This window comes from Vibrio sp. 2304, from assembly GCF_033339475.1.
GTDB lineage: Bacteria > Pseudomonadota > Gammaproteobacteria > Enterobacterales > Vibrionaceae > Vibrio > Vibrio alginolyticus.
This window is the reverse complement of sequence record NZ_JAWOUQ010000006.1, coordinates 229,650-248,295: the sequence shown is the minus strand read 5'-3', so window position 1 is coordinate 248,295 and position 18,646 is coordinate 229,650. Positions and strand designations below refer to the sequence as shown.

The 18,646-nt window shown below is 47.0% G+C and carries 17 protein-coding genes; 9 read left to right on the top strand and 8 right to left on the bottom strand.

Annotation, left to right across the window (positions count from 1 at the left end; translation table 11 throughout):
• Together R7P64_RS14335 and R7P64_RS14330 are read left to right on the top strand one after the other, a co-directional pair.
• Positions 1–492 carry a type II secretion system protein M gene (locus R7P64_RS14335; protein WP_005383002.1) on the top strand — a complete coding sequence of 164 codons (492 nt, stop codon included), beginning with the start codon at positions 1–3 and terminating at the stop codon, positions 490–492.
• 1 nt (position 493) lies between these two features.
• Positions 494–1,255 (top strand): type II secretion system protein N, encoded by a 762-nt coding sequence (locus R7P64_RS14330; RefSeq protein ID WP_258480472.1) that lies wholly within the window; start codon positions 494–496, stop codon positions 1,253–1,255.
• 292 nt (positions 1,256–1,547) lie between these two features.
• On the opposite strand, the gene cysQ is transcribed toward R7P64_RS14330, so the two are convergent.
• The 4 genes from cysQ to R7P64_RS14310 form a co-directional block, all read right to left on the bottom strand.
• Positions 1,548–2,375 (bottom strand): 3'(2'),5'-bisphosphate nucleotidase CysQ, encoded by an 828-nt coding sequence (gene cysQ / locus R7P64_RS14325; RefSeq protein WP_005379308.1) that lies wholly within the window; start codon positions 2,373–2,375, stop codon positions 1,548–1,550.
• A gap of 44 nt (positions 2,376–2,419) precedes the next feature.
• Entirely contained in the window at positions 2,420–2,989 is a 570-nt protein-coding gene (gene nudE, locus R7P64_RS14320) for an ADP compounds hydrolase NudE (protein ID WP_005379309.1), read from the bottom strand.
• 176 nt (positions 2,990–3,165) lie between these two features.
• Positions 3,166–3,750 (bottom strand): Fe-S biogenesis protein NfuA, encoded by a 585-nt coding sequence (gene nfuA / locus R7P64_RS14315; protein WP_005379313.1) that lies wholly within the window; start codon positions 3,748–3,750, stop codon positions 3,166–3,168.
• A gap of 97 nt (positions 3,751–3,847) precedes the next feature.
• Positions 3,848–4,573, bottom strand: a complete 726-nt coding sequence (locus tag R7P64_RS14310; protein ID WP_033905914.1) for an amidophosphoribosyltransferase — start codon at positions 4,571–4,573, stop codon at positions 3,848–3,850.
• Positions 4,574–4,657: 84 nt separating this feature from the next.
• On the opposite strand from R7P64_RS14310, the gene bioH reads away from it, so the two are divergent.
• Positions 4,658–5,425 (top strand): pimeloyl-ACP methyl ester esterase BioH, encoded by a 768-nt coding sequence (bioH, locus tag R7P64_RS14305; protein WP_213972983.1) that lies wholly within the window; start codon positions 4,658–4,660, stop codon positions 5,423–5,425.
• A 124-nt stretch (positions 5,426–5,549) separates the two neighbouring features.
• Positions 5,550–6,014, top strand: coding sequence for a hypothetical protein (locus R7P64_RS14300; RefSeq protein WP_005379316.1), 465 nt, complete (start codon positions 5,550–5,552; stop codon positions 6,012–6,014).
• 104 nt (positions 6,015–6,118) lie between these two features.
• Here R7P64_RS14300 and R7P64_RS14295 read toward each other — a convergent pair whose 3' ends face one another.
• A complete protein-coding gene (locus tag R7P64_RS14295; RefSeq protein ID WP_005379317.1) occupies positions 6,119–8,440 on the bottom strand; it encodes a Tex family protein in 2,322 nt (773 codons plus the stop codon).
• Positions 8,441–8,669: 229 nt separating this feature from the next.
• Between R7P64_RS14295 and R7P64_RS14290 the strand changes: the two genes are divergently transcribed.
• From R7P64_RS14290 to envZ, 5 genes are all read left to right on the top strand, one after another.
• Positions 8,670–10,550 carry an ATP-dependent zinc protease gene (locus tag R7P64_RS14290; RefSeq protein WP_086013892.1) on the top strand — a complete coding sequence of 627 codons (1,881 nt, stop codon included), beginning with the start codon at positions 8,670–8,672 and terminating at the stop codon, positions 10,548–10,550.
• A gap of 117 nt (positions 10,551–10,667) precedes the next feature.
• Positions 10,668–11,159 (top strand): transcription elongation factor GreB, encoded by a 492-nt coding sequence (gene greB / locus R7P64_RS14285; RefSeq protein WP_005379321.1) that lies wholly within the window; start codon positions 10,668–10,670, stop codon positions 11,157–11,159.
• A gap of 105 nt (positions 11,160–11,264) precedes the next feature.
• The gene (locus R7P64_RS14280; protein ID WP_005379332.1) at positions 11,265–11,660 is read left to right on the top strand and encodes a DUF1090 domain-containing protein; all 396 of its coding nucleotides are present in this window, start codon (positions 11,265–11,267) and stop codon (positions 11,658–11,660) included.
• A 129-nt stretch (positions 11,661–11,789) separates the two neighbouring features.
• Positions 11,790–12,509: a two-component system response regulator OmpR gene (ompR, locus tag R7P64_RS14275; protein ID WP_005379333.1), complete on the top strand. Its 720-nt coding sequence runs from the start codon at positions 11,790–11,792 to the stop codon at positions 12,507–12,509.
• A gap of 102 nt (positions 12,510–12,611) precedes the next feature.
• On the top strand, positions 12,612–13,904 hold the full coding sequence (gene envZ / locus R7P64_RS14270) for a two-component system sensor histidine kinase EnvZ (protein WP_318123653.1): 1,293 nt from the start codon (positions 12,612–12,614) through the stop codon (positions 13,902–13,904).
• 71 nt (positions 13,905–13,975) lie between these two features.
• Here the strand turns inward: envZ and R7P64_RS14265 are convergent, their stop codons facing one another.
• The 3 genes from R7P64_RS14265 to trmH all read right to left on the bottom strand — a co-directional run bounded on the left by R7P64_RS14265 (position 13,976) and on the right by trmH (position 18,610).
• The gene (locus R7P64_RS14265; RefSeq protein ID WP_005379335.1) at positions 13,976–15,364 is read right to left on the bottom strand and encodes a uracil-xanthine permease family protein; all 1,389 of its coding nucleotides are present in this window, start codon (positions 15,362–15,364) and stop codon (positions 13,976–13,978) included.
• Positions 15,365–15,591: 227 nt separating this feature from the next.
• On the bottom strand, positions 15,592–17,673 hold the full coding sequence (gene recG, locus R7P64_RS14260) for an ATP-dependent DNA helicase RecG (protein ID WP_213972982.1): 2,082 nt from the start codon (positions 17,671–17,673) through the stop codon (positions 15,592–15,594).
• Positions 17,674–17,926: 253 nt separating this feature from the next.
• Positions 17,927–18,610: a tRNA (guanosine(18)-2'-O)-methyltransferase TrmH gene (gene trmH / locus R7P64_RS14255; protein ID WP_017635001.1), complete on the bottom strand. Its 684-nt coding sequence runs from the start codon at positions 18,608–18,610 to the stop codon at positions 17,927–17,929.
• Between the last annotated feature and the right edge of the window lie 36 nt (positions 18,611–18,646).

The following is an 18,646-nucleotide window of genomic DNA, read 5'->3' as shown; positions in this document are numbered from 1 at the left end:
ATGAAAAACTTAATTTCTCAAGCTCAGGTTTGGTGGAGCAGCATCTCGCAGCGTGAGCAGCGTTTGGTCATGGGATGTGGCGCTATTGCCGTTATCGGTATTATTTATTGGGGTTTATTACAGCCAATGAGCCAACGTGCGGAGCTAGCTCAGTCACGTATTCAAAGCGAAAAACAGTTGCTAGCTTGGGTACAAGATAAAGCGGATGGCATCACTGCACTGCGAAAAAGCAGCGGTGTGAGCTACTCTAGTCAACCGTTGAATCAGTTGGTTTCTTCTTCAGCTCGTCGTTATAAAGTTGAGTTGATTCGCGTACAACCTCGTAATGAGAGCGTTCAAGTGTGGATCAAACCACTCGCGTTTAATCAACTAGTGGATTGGTTACGTTACTTGAAAGAGCAACAGGGTATTGAAGTCGAATTTTTAGATATCGACCGAACAGAGCAAGCGGGCATGATCGATGTAAACCGCCTTCAGTTTAAGCGAGGTTAAGGTGAAGCGAGCAGTACTTTACGTTGTTATCTTTATCGTCTTTTTTTCAGTCAGTCTTTTAATGGGATTACCAGTCTCTTGGGTGTTACAACAAGCACCAACAGTGAGAGGCCTGGACATTCAAGGAGCCAACGGTTCGGTATGGCAAGGTCAAGCTGCTAGTATTCGTTGGCAGCGCCAGAACCTTGGAGAAGTTAATTGGGATTTCCAATGGTCGAGTCTACTGACAGGTAAAACTGAGTTTGCTGTGCGCTTTGGTCGTGGTAGTGAAATGGACGTTCGTGGGCGCGGTTTTGTCGGCTATAGCTTAAGTGATGGCCCTTATGCCAAAAACTTAGTTGCCTCAATTCCGGCGGTAAAAGTTGTTGAGCAAGCGCGCCTCCCTGTGCCTGTTGGTGTTGATGGGCAGCTTGAGCTGAATATTCGTCATGCGACTTATGCTGCGCCTTGGTGTAAGAACGGTGAAGGCACTTTAGTATGGAATGCCAGTGGTATTCAAAGCCCCGTTGGCAGCTTAGATCTCGGTCCTGTGATTGCCGATATAAACTGTCAGGATAGTGTATTGACGGCAACTGGTGAGCAGAGCAGCAAACAAGTCTCTGCGGCGTTTTCCGCTGAACTGATGCCTAATCAACGGTACTCAACCAAAGCGTGGTTCAAACCTGGTGCAGAGTTCCCATCCAGCATGGGGGAGCAACTGAAATGGTTGGGTAAGCCGAATGCTCAAGGTCAATATGAGTTTAACTACCAAGGGCGCTTCTAACCTATCGTGACAAAATCCAATATCTTAAAAGAGCTGCTATTGTGCAGCTCTTTTTGCTTTTGGATCATTGTAAGCTAAAACCTCTATTCGCTGTACATTGGGAATGAATGGAAATTTAAAACCATGATTTTTAATTGATTTGTTTTCTTTCGTTCAGCTTTACAGGCAATTGGAACATAGTAGGCCAAATACTCCAAGTGCTGTACAGAAGGTCAAAAAGAAAAGGCCACGAAGATATTCGTGGCCTTTCTATTGCTAGAATTTTGTGCTCTAAATTTTACCGATAGGGCGCTTAATCTTTGCGTTGTAAAATCTCATTCCAAGGTAAATCCGCATCACCAAGAACAATAAAATTCGGGTTTTCTAGTGTTTCCCGCTCGTTATATGACAGCGGTTCTAATTGCGTGCTGAGAATACGTCCGCCAGCTTCTTCAACAATGCATTGTGTCGCAGCGGTGTCCCACTCACCTGTTGGACCTAGTCGGAGATAGCAATCTACCGCCCCTTCCGCGACGAGGCATGCTTTCAATGCCGCAGAACCGAGCGGTATTAAGTCGTAATTCCAGGCGCTGCTCATACGGTTAGTAATACGATTGATGTCTTGGCGACGACTAATAGCAATTGCGATGCTTTGCTCTGGCTGTTCGTGTTTGTGTGTATGGATTTTGACGCTGTCCGACATGTCGGGAATTTTCCAGGCGCCTTTGCCATTATAAGCGTAGTAAGTCACGCCAGATACAGGACCGTAAACGACGCCCATGGTTGGTCGATTGTTGTCGACCAACGCGATAATAGTGGCAAAGTCACCACTGCGAGCGATGAATTCTTGAGTACCATCAAGAGGGTCGACTAACCAATAACGTTCCCACTGAGCGCGTTGCTCTAAGCTTATGTCTGCGTCTTCTTCTGACAACACGGGAATGTCAGGCGTCAGATCACTCAAGCGTTCAGTGATGAACTTGTGAGCTGCAATATCTGCACTTGTTACGGGAGTTTCGTCACTTTTGGTGTAGGCCTCGTATTGCTTCTTTTCATATATTTCGAGGATCATTTGCCCAGCACTGCGGGCAATCTCGATGACTTGAGGAAGTAGGTGAGATAGATCTTTTGTCATTGGCATAAGTGATAGTCCTTACTCACAGTGTTATTCGGTTCTAATGACCGTTATTGGTTATGCTTGTGAGTGGTGTTTGGTAAGTGTTTCAGTGCCAACATTAGCGCTGTGATGCTTCGTGCTTCACAGAAATCCATGTGAGTTAATAACTCTTCGGCTTGCGCAAGTGGCCAACGCACAATTTCCAGTGGTTCAGGCTCATCGCCTTCTTGCTTCTCTGGATAAAGCGCCTGTCCTAAAAATAGAGTCATTTTGCTCGAAAAGTAAGATGGCGCGAGGATAACTTGTTTCAACGGGGTTAACTGATTACAGCCAAAGCCGATTTCTTCTTTTAACTCACGATCCGCAGCTTGGTGTGGTGTTTCTCCTGGGTCAATCAGCCCTTTTGGGAAACCTAGCTCGTAACGTTCAGTTCCAGCGGCGTATTCACGCACCAGTAATAAATCGCCTTGTTCTGTTACAGGAACCACCATTACAGCATCTCGTCCACTTGGCTTCATACGCTCATAAGTACGATGCTCACCATTGGAAAAACGAAGGTCGAGCGCTTCCACAGCAAACAGTTTGGATTTTGCAACCGTCTGGCATGAGAGTATCTCTGGTGGGGTTCGTTTCGGCATGACGCTGGCTCCTTGGTGTCGTTGGCGTTTACGAGATGCGTAAGATTCTTAATATATGAGAACTCCGCCTGAGTTTCTAGCGGATTTTACGAGTCGAGCTAAGCATCTCAGCATCACCTCAGTATCGATACAAAAATGGGAGACCGAAGCCTCCCATTTTCTGACAGTGTTTACTCTTAGTAGTAAGAGTGATCACCACGGTCATGTTCTGTAGCATCACGAACTGCGGTTAGTTCACCAATGAACTGGTTTAGCAGCTCTTTCTCGATGCCTTCTTTTAGTGTTACGTCAACCATAGAACAGCCATTACAACCGCCACCAAATGCAACAATTGCAACACCGTCTTCAGTGATCTCAACCAAGTTTACGTGACCACCGTGGCCAGCAAGCTGTGGGTTGACTTGGGTTTGGATAACGTACTCAACGCGCTCAACCAGTGGTGCGTCGTCCGCAACTTTACGCATTTTAGCGTTAGGTGCTTTTAGCGTTAGCTGAGAGCCCATTTTATCGGTAACAAAATCGATTTCAGCGTCTTCAAGGAATGGCAGGCTCAGCTCATCCACGTAAGCTGAAAAACCGCTGTAAGAGAGTTCAGTGTCGGTCGATTCTACTGCTTCTGGTGGGCAGTAAGACACGCCACACTCAGCGTTTTGTGTACCTGGGTTCACAACGAAAATACGAATGTTAGTGCCTTCAGGTTGTTGACCTAAAAGGTTAGCGAAATGCGTTTGCGCAGTTTCTGTAATAGTAATATTTGACACGACGAATACCCGAGTAAATTTGTAGGTTACTGCTGCTATTCTACTCTTGTTGACGTATGGGTCTAGTCTTTTTGATGCTAAGGCATGGCGAAGCGATCTAGAGAGAACGAGGAGCAGGTGTTCTGCAGATGCAGTAAATATCGATGCTTTCTACGCCAACTTCAAGTAGTAAATGACATAATTGTCGGACGGTACTGCCTGTGGTGACTACATCATCGACGATGGCAACATGGGAAGAGTGAGGGCGCTTATTGAGAATAAACGCGCCTTTTAAGTTTTGTTCACGGCTTGTTTTGGTATTACCACGCTGTGATTGGGCGAGCCTTACTCGACGAAAGACCTTCGCATCAAAATTAGTCTGCAATTGCTTGGCGAGGTGTCGGGCTAAAACATCACTTTGATTAAAACCCCGGCGCAGGTAACGCTGCCAGTGCAATGGCACACTGGTAATGATTGGAGCTGGCGTGGTGATGCGCTGTGCCAGTTGCTCGGTTAATGCTTTTACATGCCAAGACTCTCCGTGATCTTTAAAGCGTTGTACTTCCCGTGAAAGGGGAAAGTCGTAATCGCCTAACGTGTATAGCCTTTGCCATGGCGGTGGCTTTGAAAGACATTCACCACAAATACTATCCGTACTCATTTCTTCTTTCTGTAATGATAAACCGCAGCGTTGACATCGTTTTACCGGAGTTAGGTATTTTAAACAGTGCTCGCACCAGCGCAGAGTATTTGTGTGGCTTGGTGTTTGAATAGGGAACCGACACAGGCCGCATTGACTGCTCAATACGCGATGCATGATGTTTTGCCAGTGATGAGATAACATAGCGTTTATTCATGGTGATATTTTACTCAGCCTAACGCTTGGCTGAAGCCGTAGGGAATAAAATAAGTGGGAGAGATTGAGAGCATGAGCACGAAATTACACTGGCAGTCATTTGGTCAGGGACCAGATTTGGTGTTACTGCATGGTTGGGGCATGAATGGTGCGGTATGGCAGCAGACAGTCGAGTCTCTTCAACCTTATTTCCGAGTTCATGTGGTTGACCTTCCGGGGTACGGACATAGCGCCGAATCTCATGCTGAAGATTTAGACCATATTGCTAACTTGGTGGTGCAAGGTGCGCCAGAGAAAGCGATTTGGCTTGGTTGGTCCCTCGGAGGTTTAGTGGCGACGCATGTGGCATTAAATATGCCCGAGCGCGTGGCTAAGTTGATTACGGTTGCCAGCTCACCTAAATTTGCCGCAGAAAAACCGTGGCGCGGCATTCAATCGAATGTACTGAGTGCGTTCACCTCTCAGTTGCTAGAAGATTTCTCACTGACCATTGAGCGCTTTATGGCGTTGCAAGCGATGGGCAGCCCATCAGCGCGTAAAGACGTTAAACAGCTCAAGCAAGCGATACTATCGCGCCCTCAGCCAAACCCTGAATCGCTGTTGGTTGGGCTAAACATCCTTGCTGATGTGGATCTGCGCGATGCGTTGACGTCTCTTTCTGTTCCAATGTTGCGTCTTTATGGCCGTTTAGATGGGTTGGTGCCAATTAAAGTAGCTAACGATTTAAGTGAACAGTTGCCTCATACCCAGCAGTTTGTTTTTAATCAGTCCTCTCATGCGCCTTTTATCACCGAACATGACGAATTTTGTGTTCAAATCCGAGAGTTTGCTCACGATTGAGCAAGTGCGAGCGGAAACACCTCAAGTTGTTTAAAAAGTGGTCGATATAAAGGCTGGTGAGGTTTTATTAGCCAATAAAGCTAAGCCATATTGACGAGTTGGGCGACTCTGAGGAGGGTTCGCAATGATTGTGTCACCGACCAACGTAAGTGTGCCACTGATCGCCCCATCCGTGAATGTGCAGACGGAACAAGCAGCTCGCGACAATAAAGTCCGAGAGCCTGTAACGCCAACGGTCGCATTGGCCAAAACCAATGCAGAGCGAAAAGTAAAAGGTGATGACAAGCGCCGACGTCAGTCTTCTTGGGATCCTTCAGAGCATCCTGATTATGATATGGAAACGGAAGTCGACACGCGTTATCAAGAAGAGCCGGAAGATACACTAGAACGGCTTTTTAGTTTGCTTGCGCTCAAATCGTATAGTGAAGACCAGGGGAAAGGCTACGCGATCCGCTTTCGCTTACCAAAGCGCATTTTGGATGCTGCGATCAATGAAGGATTAATGGAAAAGCGCAGGAAGGTGATCAAGTTTCATTATGGTCATGCAGTCGCTCCCCATACCCCGTCAGAAGTGATAGCAGTATTATGACGACTCAATATCCTACTCAAACAAAAACGCTCCAAGCAGGTTGACTGATTGGAGCGTTTTCTTTTTAGTTATGAAAGCTCGTTAGCGGTGAAGCCTAGGTAAGGTTACTTTTTCGCTTTAGCAAACGCTGCAGCAAACGCACCGCCCATTGCGCTGTTAGATGACGAGTCATCACGGCGAGGCTGACGACGTTGCGGTTGGTCATTACGACGTGGCGCTGCTGATGAGCGTTGGCTGCGGTTGTCTTGACCCGGTTCGTCGTTCATACGCATCGATAGACCAATGCGCTTACGCTGCACGTCCACTTCCATCACTTTCACTTTGACGATGTCGCCTGCTTTCACCACTTCACGTGGGTCAGACACATAACGATCTGTCAGTGCAGAAATATGCACAAGACCATCTTGGTGAACGCCGATATCAACGAAGGCACCGAAGTTGGCTACGTTAGACACCACGCCTTCTAGAATCATGCCCGGTTCCAAGTCAGATACCGAGTTTACACCTTCTGCAAACGTCGCCGTTTTGAATTCTGGACGTGGGTCACGACCCGGCTTATCCAGCTCTTTGATGATGTCTGTAATGGTTGGAACGCCAAAGTTATCGTCGGTGTAATCGACCGCATGCAGACCTTTAAGGAAGCTTGAATCACCAATCAGTGCTTTGATATCTTTGTTGTTCTTCTCAGAAATCGCTTTGACTACTGGGTACGCTTCTGGGTGAACCGCAGACGCATCAAGTGGGTTCTTACCATCCATGATTCGTAGGAAGCCCGCACACTGCTCGAACGCCTTAGGACCTAAACGAGGTACTTTCTTCAAGGTTGTACGTGCTTCAAAGCGACCGTTTTCATCGCGGAAGTCGACAATGTTCTGCGCGATGGTGCTTGATAAGCCTGCTACGCGTGTTAATAGTGCGGCAGAAGCGGTGTTCACATCAACACCAACCGCATTTACACAGTCTTCCACAATCGCATCTAGGCGTTTTGCCAACATAGATTGGCTTACATCGTGCTGGTATTGACCCACACCAATAGATTTCGGATCAATTTTCACGAGTTCAGCCAATGGATCTTGCAAACGACGTGCAATCGACACTGCACCACGCAGTGATACGTCCATATTCGGGAACTCTTTTGCTGCAAGCTCAGACGCTGAGTAAACCGAAGCCCCCGCTTCACTTACTATGATCTTCTGAACTTTCAGGTTGCCACGTTTGATGACGTCTGCGACAAAGCTGTCGGTTTCACGTGAAGCCGTACCGTTACCAATCGCAATCAAATCCACGTTGTACTTACGCACCAACTGCTCAACGATTTGTGCTGACTTGTCGTATTGTTTTTGTGGTGGGTGAGGGTAGATGGTTTCGGTTGCAAGCACTTTACCTGTTGAGTCGACAACCGCGATTTTTGAACCTGTACGCAGACCCGGATCGAGACCAAGTGTTGCACGAGGGCCAGCCGGTGCTGCCATCAACAAGTCTTTTAGGTTAGTGGCGAATACTTCAATCGCTTCGATTTCAGCGCGCTCTTTCATTGCGCCCATTAGCTCGGTTTCCATGTGCATCGATACTTTGATGCGCCATGCCCAGCTGATCACTTGCTTACGCCAGGTATCCGCAGGTGCGCTGCTTAGCGTTACGCCATAATGGTCGGCGATAATCGTTTCGCAGTAAGACTGACGAGCGCCTTCTTCCTGTTCTGGATCAGCGTTCATCGCCAATGTCAGGAAGCCTTCGTTACGGCCACGCAACATCGCCAGTGCTCGGTGCGATGGCACTTTGCTTAGGGGCTCGTTGTGGTTGAAGTAATCTTTAAACTTCTCGCCTTCTTGCTCTTTGCCTTCAACGACTCGTGAGACCAGTTCCGCATTGCGATTTAAGTGGTTGCGAATTTTTTCCAGTAAGTTTGCGTCTTCTGCGATGCGCTCCATGATGATCGCGCGAGCGCCATCCAATGCAGCTTTGGTGTCTGCGATGCCTTTGTCTGCATCAAGGTATTTGCTTGCTTCGCTTTCTGGCTCGGTTTGTGGGTGATTCCAAAGCTGATCTGCGAGCGGCTCAAGACCAGCCTCAATCGCGATCTGACCTTTCGTACGACGCTTGGGTTTGTAAGGTAGGTATAAGTCTTCAAGACGAGTTTTGCTGTCTGCCTGCGCGATCTCTTGTTCTAGCTCTGGCGTCAGTTTGCCTTGCTCTTGGATTGATTTGAGGATGGTTTGACGGCGATCATCCATTTCACGAAGGTAAGACAGACGGCTGTCCAAAGTACGAAGCTGGGTATCATCAAGGCCCCCCGTCACCTCTTTGCGGTAACGTGCAATAAAAGGGACAGTGTTGCCATCATCAATTAGGGTGACAGCGGCGTTGACTTGCTCTGGGCGAACATTCAGTTCTTGAGCAATCATGCGACAGATAGCTTGGCTCATCCGTGTTTTCTCTTTTAATTCGGTTTTGGTTGTATAGAACATTGGGGTCGTTCGAAGAATTTGCAATGTTTTAAATTAACGAGGCAAAAATTTACCGGGCGCTGGTGGACATCAGTCAGATTTATGTCAAAACTGTAATTAAATTGAGAACTTATATCCGCAGTTATCGACTAACCTAATTCCACGGTTGTTGATATCACTAAATGTACCTCGGCTTATACGGATAATCATGATGAAAAAAATGTCTTTGGCGTTAGCGCTTACGAGTGCCTTACTTGTCGCCCCGCTTAGTTGGGCGCAGTCTATCTCAGGAACCACACAAGCTCCCGTTTATCAGCTCGATAACAAATTGGTACTAGGGCGTGTGGAGAGCGTCTACTACAGTGACATTCCGGAACTAAAAGCGGTGCCATTTATTGGCAAGATTGATACTGGTGCAGATACGACATCGATGCATGCGGAGAATATCCATGTCAGTAGCTCACACCCAGATTACCAAGATTTGAAAGATAACGAGTTACTTTGGGCGATTGTCGATGACTTAGGTGGTACGAAGGCAAAGTGGGACGCCGACAGCTTTAAGCCATATCAAGTAAAGGTTAGCTTTACGGTTCCTCACCCTTATACAGGGAAGGAAATACAGATTACCGATGATCTGGAAAGAGTGAGCGCGATTCGCAGTCGAACAAGCAAAAAGCCCATCCTACGCCCGACAATAAAAATGCCGATGACAATCGCTGGTCACACCGTTGATACGGAAGTGAACCTGACCAAGCGTACGCAATTCTCTTCTCCTATCTTGATTGGTAAAACCTATCTCGATGATAACGCATGGGTCTTCGCTGGTTACGATTACCTTCAAGAACAGCCACGCGCAAAAATGATTGGCAAAAAAGAGACGGTTGAAGTCGAAGGTGTGCCATATAAGATCAGCATCTCAACTTCTAGCCGTTATACCAACGTCCATGCACTGGACATCAAGGTAGACAAAAAGCATAACGAAGTCTCTTTTATGTTAGAGGGCGAGAATGGCAAGCGTCATCCAATGACATTACCCTTGGTACGAATGCTGAAAACGACCAAAAGCGAGCGCCCTTTAGTCTATTTACCCGTCAAAGTCGGCGAAAATGAAACTCAACGTTGGTTGGTGTATCTGCGTGATCGCAGTAAGTTCAGTTCGCAAATTCGCTTAGGTCGGGACGTCGCGAGTCAGCACTTTGTTATTGATACGGACAGAGAAAATCTACTGGGTGGCGTAGAAAAAACGTTCAAAAGCGCACTCAAATCAAAACCTCTTGTCGTTTCACCAGAAGAACAGGTCACCATTGATGGTTATACCGTCCCTGCTTACCCCACTTTTACTGTGAAAACGCCATTACTGCGTGTAAATGGGTTTGAAGTAACAGAAAAAGGTAAGGATGAATCCGTCACGTTTTATTTAATGAACGATGAGGGGAAAGAAGAAAAAATCACCAAACCAGTGTTGAAAAAGCTCAAGGTTGGCAGCGCGGTTCGCCCTGTTGTCGAAGGAGACTTTCTTCTCGGTAGAAAAGACACATCAATGAAGTTTGCGCTCGATGTGCTTGATGAGGGTGACACTCAACCCTTTTTCGTCTTTGGTCATGACATAGCCAAGGGTGGTGTGTTGCTGAACACTCGCGCAGACCATCTACTAGATGCAAGGCCACTTTTCAAAGCTGGCCATATCGAAGTGGCTGAAGTTGAGGGGATGTCTTTCCCTGTGAAGTTAGACACGGGTGCAGATGTAAGCTCAATCAATGCTAAGAACATCAAGCAGTTTAAGAAAGACGGCAAAGACATGGTGAGCTTTACCTATGAGAACGATCTTGGCATGAAACAGGCGTTTACCAAGCCTGTTGTTGATGTCATGCGTATTAAAGCGAAGAAAGGCGAGAAAGCGAACGTACGCCCTGTGGTTGAAATGCATGTTAAGCTTGGCGAATTAGAGAAGAAGATCCGAGTCAACTTACAGGACCGAGGTCGCTTCCATTACAGCATGATTTTAGGTAAAAACTTCCTAAAACATGGCGCGGTTGTTTCGAGTGATACGAATTACATCGTGACGCAAAAACCGGATTACGAAAAGTAACACTCTGGCCGCCTTATCACCTTGATACCCAAAGCCTGAACAACATTGGATCTTTGGGTATATCATCTCCTTAATGCTGCCAAAGAGCAGCATTTTTTAGTTGAGATAGGAGTTAATTTGAAAACTAAGCTGATTACACGAGAAGGTTACAACAAACTCAAACAAGAGCATGATTACCTTTGGAATGAAAAGCGCCCGGAAATCACCAAGATCGTCACTTGGGCGGCGAGCCTGGGCGATCGCTCAGAAAATGCGGATTACACCTTCAATAAACGTTTACTCCGTCAGATCGACCGTCGTGTCCGCTTCCTTCGTAAATTCCTGCCAGAAGTCACGATCGTTGACTATTCTCCGCAACAAGAAGGCAAAGTCTTTTTTGGTGCATGGGTGGAAATAGAAAATGAGGCAGGAGAAGTGAAAAAGTTTCGTATTGTCGGGCCTGAAGAGATTTATGGCGATGCGAAAGACTACATCTCTATCGATTCACCTATGGCGCGAGCGATGTTGAAAAAACAAGTGGATGAAGAGTTCACGGTACGCACCCCAGAAGGTGAAAAAGAGTGGTTCATCAACTCAATTGAATATACTCAACCGGCCTCGGAAGACTGAGGCTTTATCACCGATTCAAGTCTCATGAAGTTCACTAGGAGTGACTTGGGTCTCAATGTCAGAATATTTGGTATAAAGGCATGGTGCCTTTCTCGGAGAAGTAAAATGAACAAAGCAGTCATGTGTAGTGCTGCACTAACAATAGGTTTCTCACTTTCAGTTTTTGCTCAAGATGAAGTGAAAGGCTGTGACGCTAAAGAGTTAGCGGTAGAGCAGCAGCTTGAGTATGCAAAAGCGCAAGGTAATGAGCATCGCATTAAAGGCTTGGAGCAAGCACTTTCCGCTATCCAGAATGAATGCTCGGAAGGTGAGCTGCGCCAAGAGCTGCAAACAGAAGTGGAAGAAAAGACTAAAGAAGTTGAGGAGCGAGAGGAAGAATTAGTCGAAGCTCAGCATTCAGGGAAAGCAGACAAAATTGAGAAAAAACGTCACAAGCTGGCTGAGGCACAGCAAGAGCTGCTTGAGGCCAAACGTGAACTGGAATGGAATTATGGTCAATAGTAGGTGCTGAAAATACCTGCTAGAGAGAGAATAAAGCGCTTAAGATAAAAAGAGTAACAATTTGCTTGAGCACGTTAGGAAAAACAGTGATACATTTTCGACAATAGACGCTTCTGAAAGGATGTTTCAATGCAAGAAAATCATAAAATTTTAGTGGTTGATGACGATGCTCGTTTACGTGCTCTATTGGAGCGTTACCTTTCTGAGCAAGGTTTTCAGGTACGAAGTGTCGCCAATGGCGAACAGATGGATCGCCTACTAACGCGCGAAAACTTTCACTTAATGGTGCTGGACCTAATGTTGCCAGGTGAAGACGGTTTGTCAATTTGTCGTCGTCTACGCCACGCGAACAATATGTTGCCAATCTTAATGCTCACCGCGAAAGGTGATGAAGTGGACCGCATCGTAGGTCTTGAGGTAGGGGCGGATGATTATTTGCCAAAACCGTTTAACCCACGCGAATTGTTGGCTCGCATCAAGGCAGTATTACGCCGCCAAACCGTAGAGTTGCCGGGTGCACCAAGCACGGAAGAAAAAGTGGTGGAGTTCGGGGAGTTCCGACTCAATCTAGGCACTCGCGAGATGTTCCGCGGTGATGAGGCAATGCCACTCACCTCTGGAGAGTTTGCTGTCCTAAAGGCGCTCGTGATGAATGCACGTGAGCCAATGTCACGAGACAAATTGATGAACATGGCGCGTGGCCGTGAATATTCTGCAATGGAACGTTCTATTGACGTACAAATTTCACGTTTACGTCGCATGTTAGAAGACGATCCGAGCAAGCCGCGCTACATTCAAACCGTGTGGGGCCTAGGTTATGTTTTCGTCCCTGACGGCAAAGAGGTGTAATCTCTTCACTCCATAGCCAGCACTTGGCTATAGCAACTTCAGCCTTCATTACCTTCCCTTTGAAGGCTGAAATTTCGCGATTAGGACCACTAGGAACGTTCCATGCGCATCCGAAGTTCACTGACACAATCTATTCTGCTGTTCATCTCTTTGCTTCTCGCGAGCCAAGTTTTCTCTTACTACGCCGTTTTTAACTACGCGTTGATGCCGAGTTTGCAGCAGTTCAATAAAATTCTCGCCCATGAGCTCAATTTGGTGCTTGATGATGAAGGACCTTTAAAGTCTGATGCACCATTAAGGCGTCAATTATTGGAAAGACTAGGGGTGACGGTTCACAGCCTTGACAGCGATAAAGCGGTTGAATTTCATCACGCGATGTCGATTGATTTGATGTCTGAAGAAATGAGCCAAGAGCTAGGTTCGCCCACCGAAGTGCGCTTATTGCTTGGCGATGAAAGTTACATCTTGTGGATGCAGATCGAAAAGTTGCCGAACTCCATCATTCGTATTCCTTTATCTGAGCTGCAAGAAGAAGATTTTGCACCGCTGTTTCGTAACAGCTTGATTATGGCGCTGCTGATCATTGCTGGTGGTTGGTTGTTTATTCGTTTGCAAAACCGTCCACTTTTGGCTTTAGAGAGAGCCGCGAAAGACGTCGGTCGAGGTGAGATCCCGCCCCCCTTAGCAGAGAAAGGCGCATCGGAGATTCGCTCTGTAACTCGAGCCTTTAATCAAATGTCGAAAGGTATTCAAGAGCTAGAAGAAGACCGAGCCTTATTAATGGCGGGGATTAGCCATGACTTACGAACGCCTCTGACGCGTATTCGCCTAGCGACAGAAATGATGTCTCCTGAGGACAGCTATCTTGCGGAGGGGATCATTAGCGATACGGAAGAATGTAATGAGATCATCAGTCAGTTTATGGATTATCTCAAACCGGTGAACCAAGAATCGTTTGAAGCGGTTGATATCAGTACGATTGCCAGTGACGTCGCCAGTTCTGAAGGTGGCTATGAGGTTGAAATTGAAACAGATCTTAATCTTAACTTGCCGCCAGCCAAAGGAAGCGCGATTGCGATTAAGCGGGCGATCAGTAACTTAGTTGTGAATGCGCTACGTTATGGCAATGGCTGGGTCAAAATCAGCACTGGTGTGACAGCAGATAAGCAGCTAGTGTGGATTTCAGTAGAGGACAACGGACCGGGTATCGAGCATTCTCAAATCGCGAGGTTATTTGAACCCTTTACGCGTGGTGACACCGCTCGCGGTAGTGAAGGCACTGGGCTAGGGTTGGCGATTGTGAAGCGCATAATCAGCCAGCATTCAGGCTCTGTGGTGATGCGTAATCGCAGTGAAGGCGGTTTAATCGCTCAAATCAGCTTTCCTACCAAGTAAGTCGATGGCCTGCACCCTTTAAACAAAAAGCCCAACCTAAATAGGTTGGGCTTTTCTTATTCTCAATAATCTTAAGACTCTTTCACTTCCTGAGGAAGTTCATCTTCGTCTTCCAGTTTCTCTGGCAGAAGTAGATTTAAAATGATCGCTGTGATGCCACCTGCTGCAACACCAGTTGAGAAAATACTCTTAATAAATTCTGGCATAAATTGCAGGATCTCTGGTTTTTGTGCGATACCAAGTCCCATTGAGAAGGATAAGGCCATGATCAGAATTGCGCGGCGATCGAGCTCAACACGAGAGATAATACGCACACCAGCGGCAGCAATCGTACCAAACATAACAATCGTTGCGCCGCCAAGTACTGGCTCAGGAATCAGCTGAACAAAGCTAGCGACGCCAGGAAACAAGCCAAGAATCACTAACATGCCAGAAATAAAGTAACCCACGTAGCGGCTCGCGACTCCTGTTAGCATGATGATGCCGTTATTCTGGCTAAACGTTGAGTTCGGGAAGCTGTTGAAAACGGCTGCGATTGCAGAGTTTAAGCCGTCTGCTAACACACCGCCCTTAATACGTTTCATGTACACTGGGCCTTTTACTGGCTCACCAGACACTTCAGATGTTGCGGTAATATCACCGATGGCCTCTAGTGCGGTAATAAAGAAAATCAGTACCAGCGGAATGAACAGAGACCAGTCAAACGATAAGCCATATTGCATTGGTACGGGCAGTGCTACGATCTCGGTTGCGCCTAGCTGAGAAGTATCTACCATCCCCATAAAATACGCCATGATGTAACCCACTAGCATCGCAATCACTATTGAAGCCACACGGATGTATGGGTTTTTCGAGCGGTTTAAAATCACAATTAATCCAAGTACCGTCCCAGCCAGAGCAAGTTTGTCTAAGCTGCCGAAGGTTCCTTCATTTAATGCTGCGTAGCCACCGCCCATTGATACTAAGCCGACTTGAATCAGTGTGAGACCGATAAGAGTGACGACGATGCCTGAAACGAGCGGAGTGATGATTCGGCGGGCATGCTCCAATACGCGAGATAGGAAAATTTCTGCAAATGATGCGACTAAAATCGTACCAAAAATGGCAGCCATCATGGTGCTGATGTCTGCTCCACCGGCTTTCAGCGATAGGCCTGCACCAATAATAGGACCTAAAAAGTTAAAGCTGGTGCCTTGAACAGAGAGCAAACCAGAGCCAATTGGGCCAACGGTGCGAATTTGAATAAACGAAGACACGCCTGACGCAAACAAAGACATGCTGATGATGGTATTCGTTTGGTCTGCTGGTACACCCAAAGACTGACAGATGATCAGTGACGGAGTGATAACCGCGACGAACATCGCCAATAAGTGCTGAAGTGCGGCAAAAATGGTTTGAGGCAAAGGTGGTCGATCGTTGAGTTGATAGACCAGTTCCGAAGATCGGTTTGAAGTTGTCATTGTTTGTCTCGCTAGTCGCAATATTTCCCTAGTTCTCGCTGAATGGGAGAGCAGGGTGGAGTTGACGTCGTTACCTGTGATTGCTGTTAATCAGAGTCAACTCAGGTTGGTGGAGTGTGATCTAACACACTTAAAAATTTGTGCGCGATTATAGAGAGATTTTCTCAAAAAGCAAACGTTTGCTTTTGGCGTATTAAAAAACGAGCCATTTGGCTCGCTTTCAATCATTACGCTTTGGAGTAAATATCCCGCTCACCCAACCAGCGATCGATAATCGCTGTTGCGTTAGTCGGGTAATTGTCATGAATATGACGCGCAATACGCTGAACTTCGGGAATCAGGCGTTGATCTCGAACTAAGTCTGCGATTTTGAAATCAGCAAGACCTGTCTGCTTTGTACCCAATAGTTCTCCAGGGCCGCGAATTTCTAGGTCTTTCTGCGCAATGACGAAGCCATCGTTACTTTCACGTAGTACTCCGAGACGTTTTTGCGCGGTTTTTGACAGCGGAGAGTGGTACAGCAGCACACAATGGCTAGCAACGGAACCTCGGCCCACGCGACCTCTTAACTGGTGTAATTGTGCCAAACCAAGACGTTCAGGGTTTTCTATGATCATCAAGCTAGAGTTTGGCACATCCACACCAACTTCAATCACTGTCGTTGCGACCAGCAAATGCAGTTTATTGTCTTTGAAATCTTGCATCACCGCTTGTTTCTCTGCCGGCTTCATTCGTCCGTGTACTAGACCAATTTTTACTTCCGGTAGCTTACGTTGAAGCTCTTCTGCGGTATCTGCCGCGGCTTGCGCTTCTAATACTTCCGACTCATCAATCAGGGTACACACCCAATATGCCTGCTTGCCTTCGTTTAAGCAGGCATTTCGGACACGTTCGACGATATCATTGCGTTTGGTATCTGGAATCGCGACAGTCTGGATTGGTGTTCGACCTGGCGGTAACTCATCAATCACCGACGTTTCTAAGTCAGCATAAGCAGTCATGGCTAACGTTCGCGGAATCGGCGTTGCTGTCATGATGAGCTGATGTGGATAGGCGCCTTGTTTTGCGCCTTTTTCACGCAATTCTAATCGCTGATGGACACCGAAGCGGTGCTGTTCATCAATGATGACCAAAGCAAGGTGATGAAATTCAACGTGCTCTTGGAATAGCGCGTGAGTACCCACTACCATTTGCGCTTCACCACTGGCAATACGAGCCAGCTCGGCTTCCTTTGCCTTACCTTTGAGTTTGCCCGCTAACCAACCGACTTGAATGCCCATTGTTTCAAACCAGTTTGCGAAGTTGATAGCGTGTTGCTCGGCCAATAGTTCGGTTGGCGCCATGAGTGCCACCTGATGGCCATGCTCAATGGCTCTAACAGCGGCCAAAGCGGCAACCAATGTTTTCCCCGAACCAACATCGCCTTGCACTAATCGCATCATTGGGTGCGGTTTTTCTAGATCGGCTTCAATCTCTTGTACGACTCGGGTTTGAGCGTTTGTAGGAGAGAAAGGCAGTTGGGCTAAAAGCTGCGTTTTTAGTTTATTACAAGGACCGAGAGGTAGCGCTGAATCCTTCTGACCTTTGCTACGCACCGCCAGCATCGATAAGTTTTGTGCGAGCAATTCTTCCATGATCAAGCGGATTTGGGCAGGATGTTTGCCTTCGTCAAACTCATCTAAATTAATGGTTGGTGGTGGGCGATGAATGGTGTGCAGCGCTTGCGACATCGTGATTTGATGGTCATACAACCCCGCTGGAAGTAATTCCTGCACTGCGGTTTTATCAAGCAGGGCTAAAGCTTGTTCGGTAAGGTTGCGTAATGTGATTTGACGCAATCCATCGGTGGTGGGATAAACAGGGGTTAAGCTCTGTTCTACATCGGGCTTTTGCTCGCTGACGTAAAACTTGTAGTCAGGATGAACAATTTCCAAACCCATGCCACCGCGCTTAATTTCACCGTAAGCATGCACTAACTTACCTTGCGTGAAATTGTTCTTCATGGCTGCGGTAAAGTTGAAAAAGCGCAGCGTGATAGTGCCATTACCGTCGCTGATTTTTACCGTTAGCATTTTGCGCTTACCGAAGATAGTGTCGACTGCCATGACCTTACCTTGCACGGCCGCCCAAAGGCCAGCATGCAGTTTGGCAATAGGGTAAATACGAGTACGATCTTCGTAGCGTAACGGAAGGTGAAACAGCAAATCTTGAACGCTATGTAAGCCAACTTTGGCGAGTTTTTCTGCGACTTTCGCGCCAACTCCAGAAAGGGAGGTTAATGGGACGGCAGATAACATTTGGGCGGACATAGAGGGCTCAAGAAAATGGTTAACATTGCAGTATGTTAACCATGGAGCTGTGTTTTTGTACAGGAAAAAATAGTCATGCTTTAGTTAGTGTCATGATTTGACTGATAAACTATAGTTCCGAGGAACTTTAGCGACATCAGGAGCCTATTTCCAACAAGTATGTCGCTGAAGTTAACACTATCAGCATCTGTATATTTGAGAATTAGATCCTGAACCACGCTCCTTCGCCACCGTTCAGGATGACGAAAGTCTGTTACTTGCTTTGCATCTCTTGCCACCACGCGTCATCGGCGATGATTTGACCTTCTTCATCGAGTGGTGGGTAAACGAGCCCTTTTCGTTTCGCGACTTTTGCCAGAACAGGGTGACCACGTTCAAAGAGAATACGGTTGATTGTCTCTTTAGGCAGAGCGCTTTCTTCTCGGTCGTACATGCCTGCGGCTTCACGTTGACGTTGCGCTTCATACAAAATTACGGCACTGGCAACCGATACGTTTAGTGACTGCACCATGCCCACCATCGGGATAATAATGTCTTGATCGGCAAGCTGTTTGGCTTGCTCCGAAGCGCCAACTTTTTCACTGCCTAAAATGATTGCCGTTGGTCTGGTGTAGTCGATCTCGCGAAAATCGACGGCGGTGTCCGAAAGATTGGTCACCAAAACCTGCATACCTTGCGCTTTGAGTTCGGTAATCGCAGTTTCAATCGAATCGTGAGTATCCACTTCAACCCAGTTACGCGCGCCAGCTGAGGTATGGCTCAGCGTACGCATTTTGTCTGGCCAAATTGCGTGAACTTTGTGTAAGCCTGTCGCGTCAGCGGTGCGGATCACAGCAGAGACGTTGTTTGGCTTATGTACTTCTTCGAGACAAAGTGTCAGATCAGTTTGGCGAGTTTTTAGGACTTGGTGAATACGGTTGTAACGTTCTAGGTTCATATTTATTGAGGTATAAAAAATCGCCACCTAACAGAG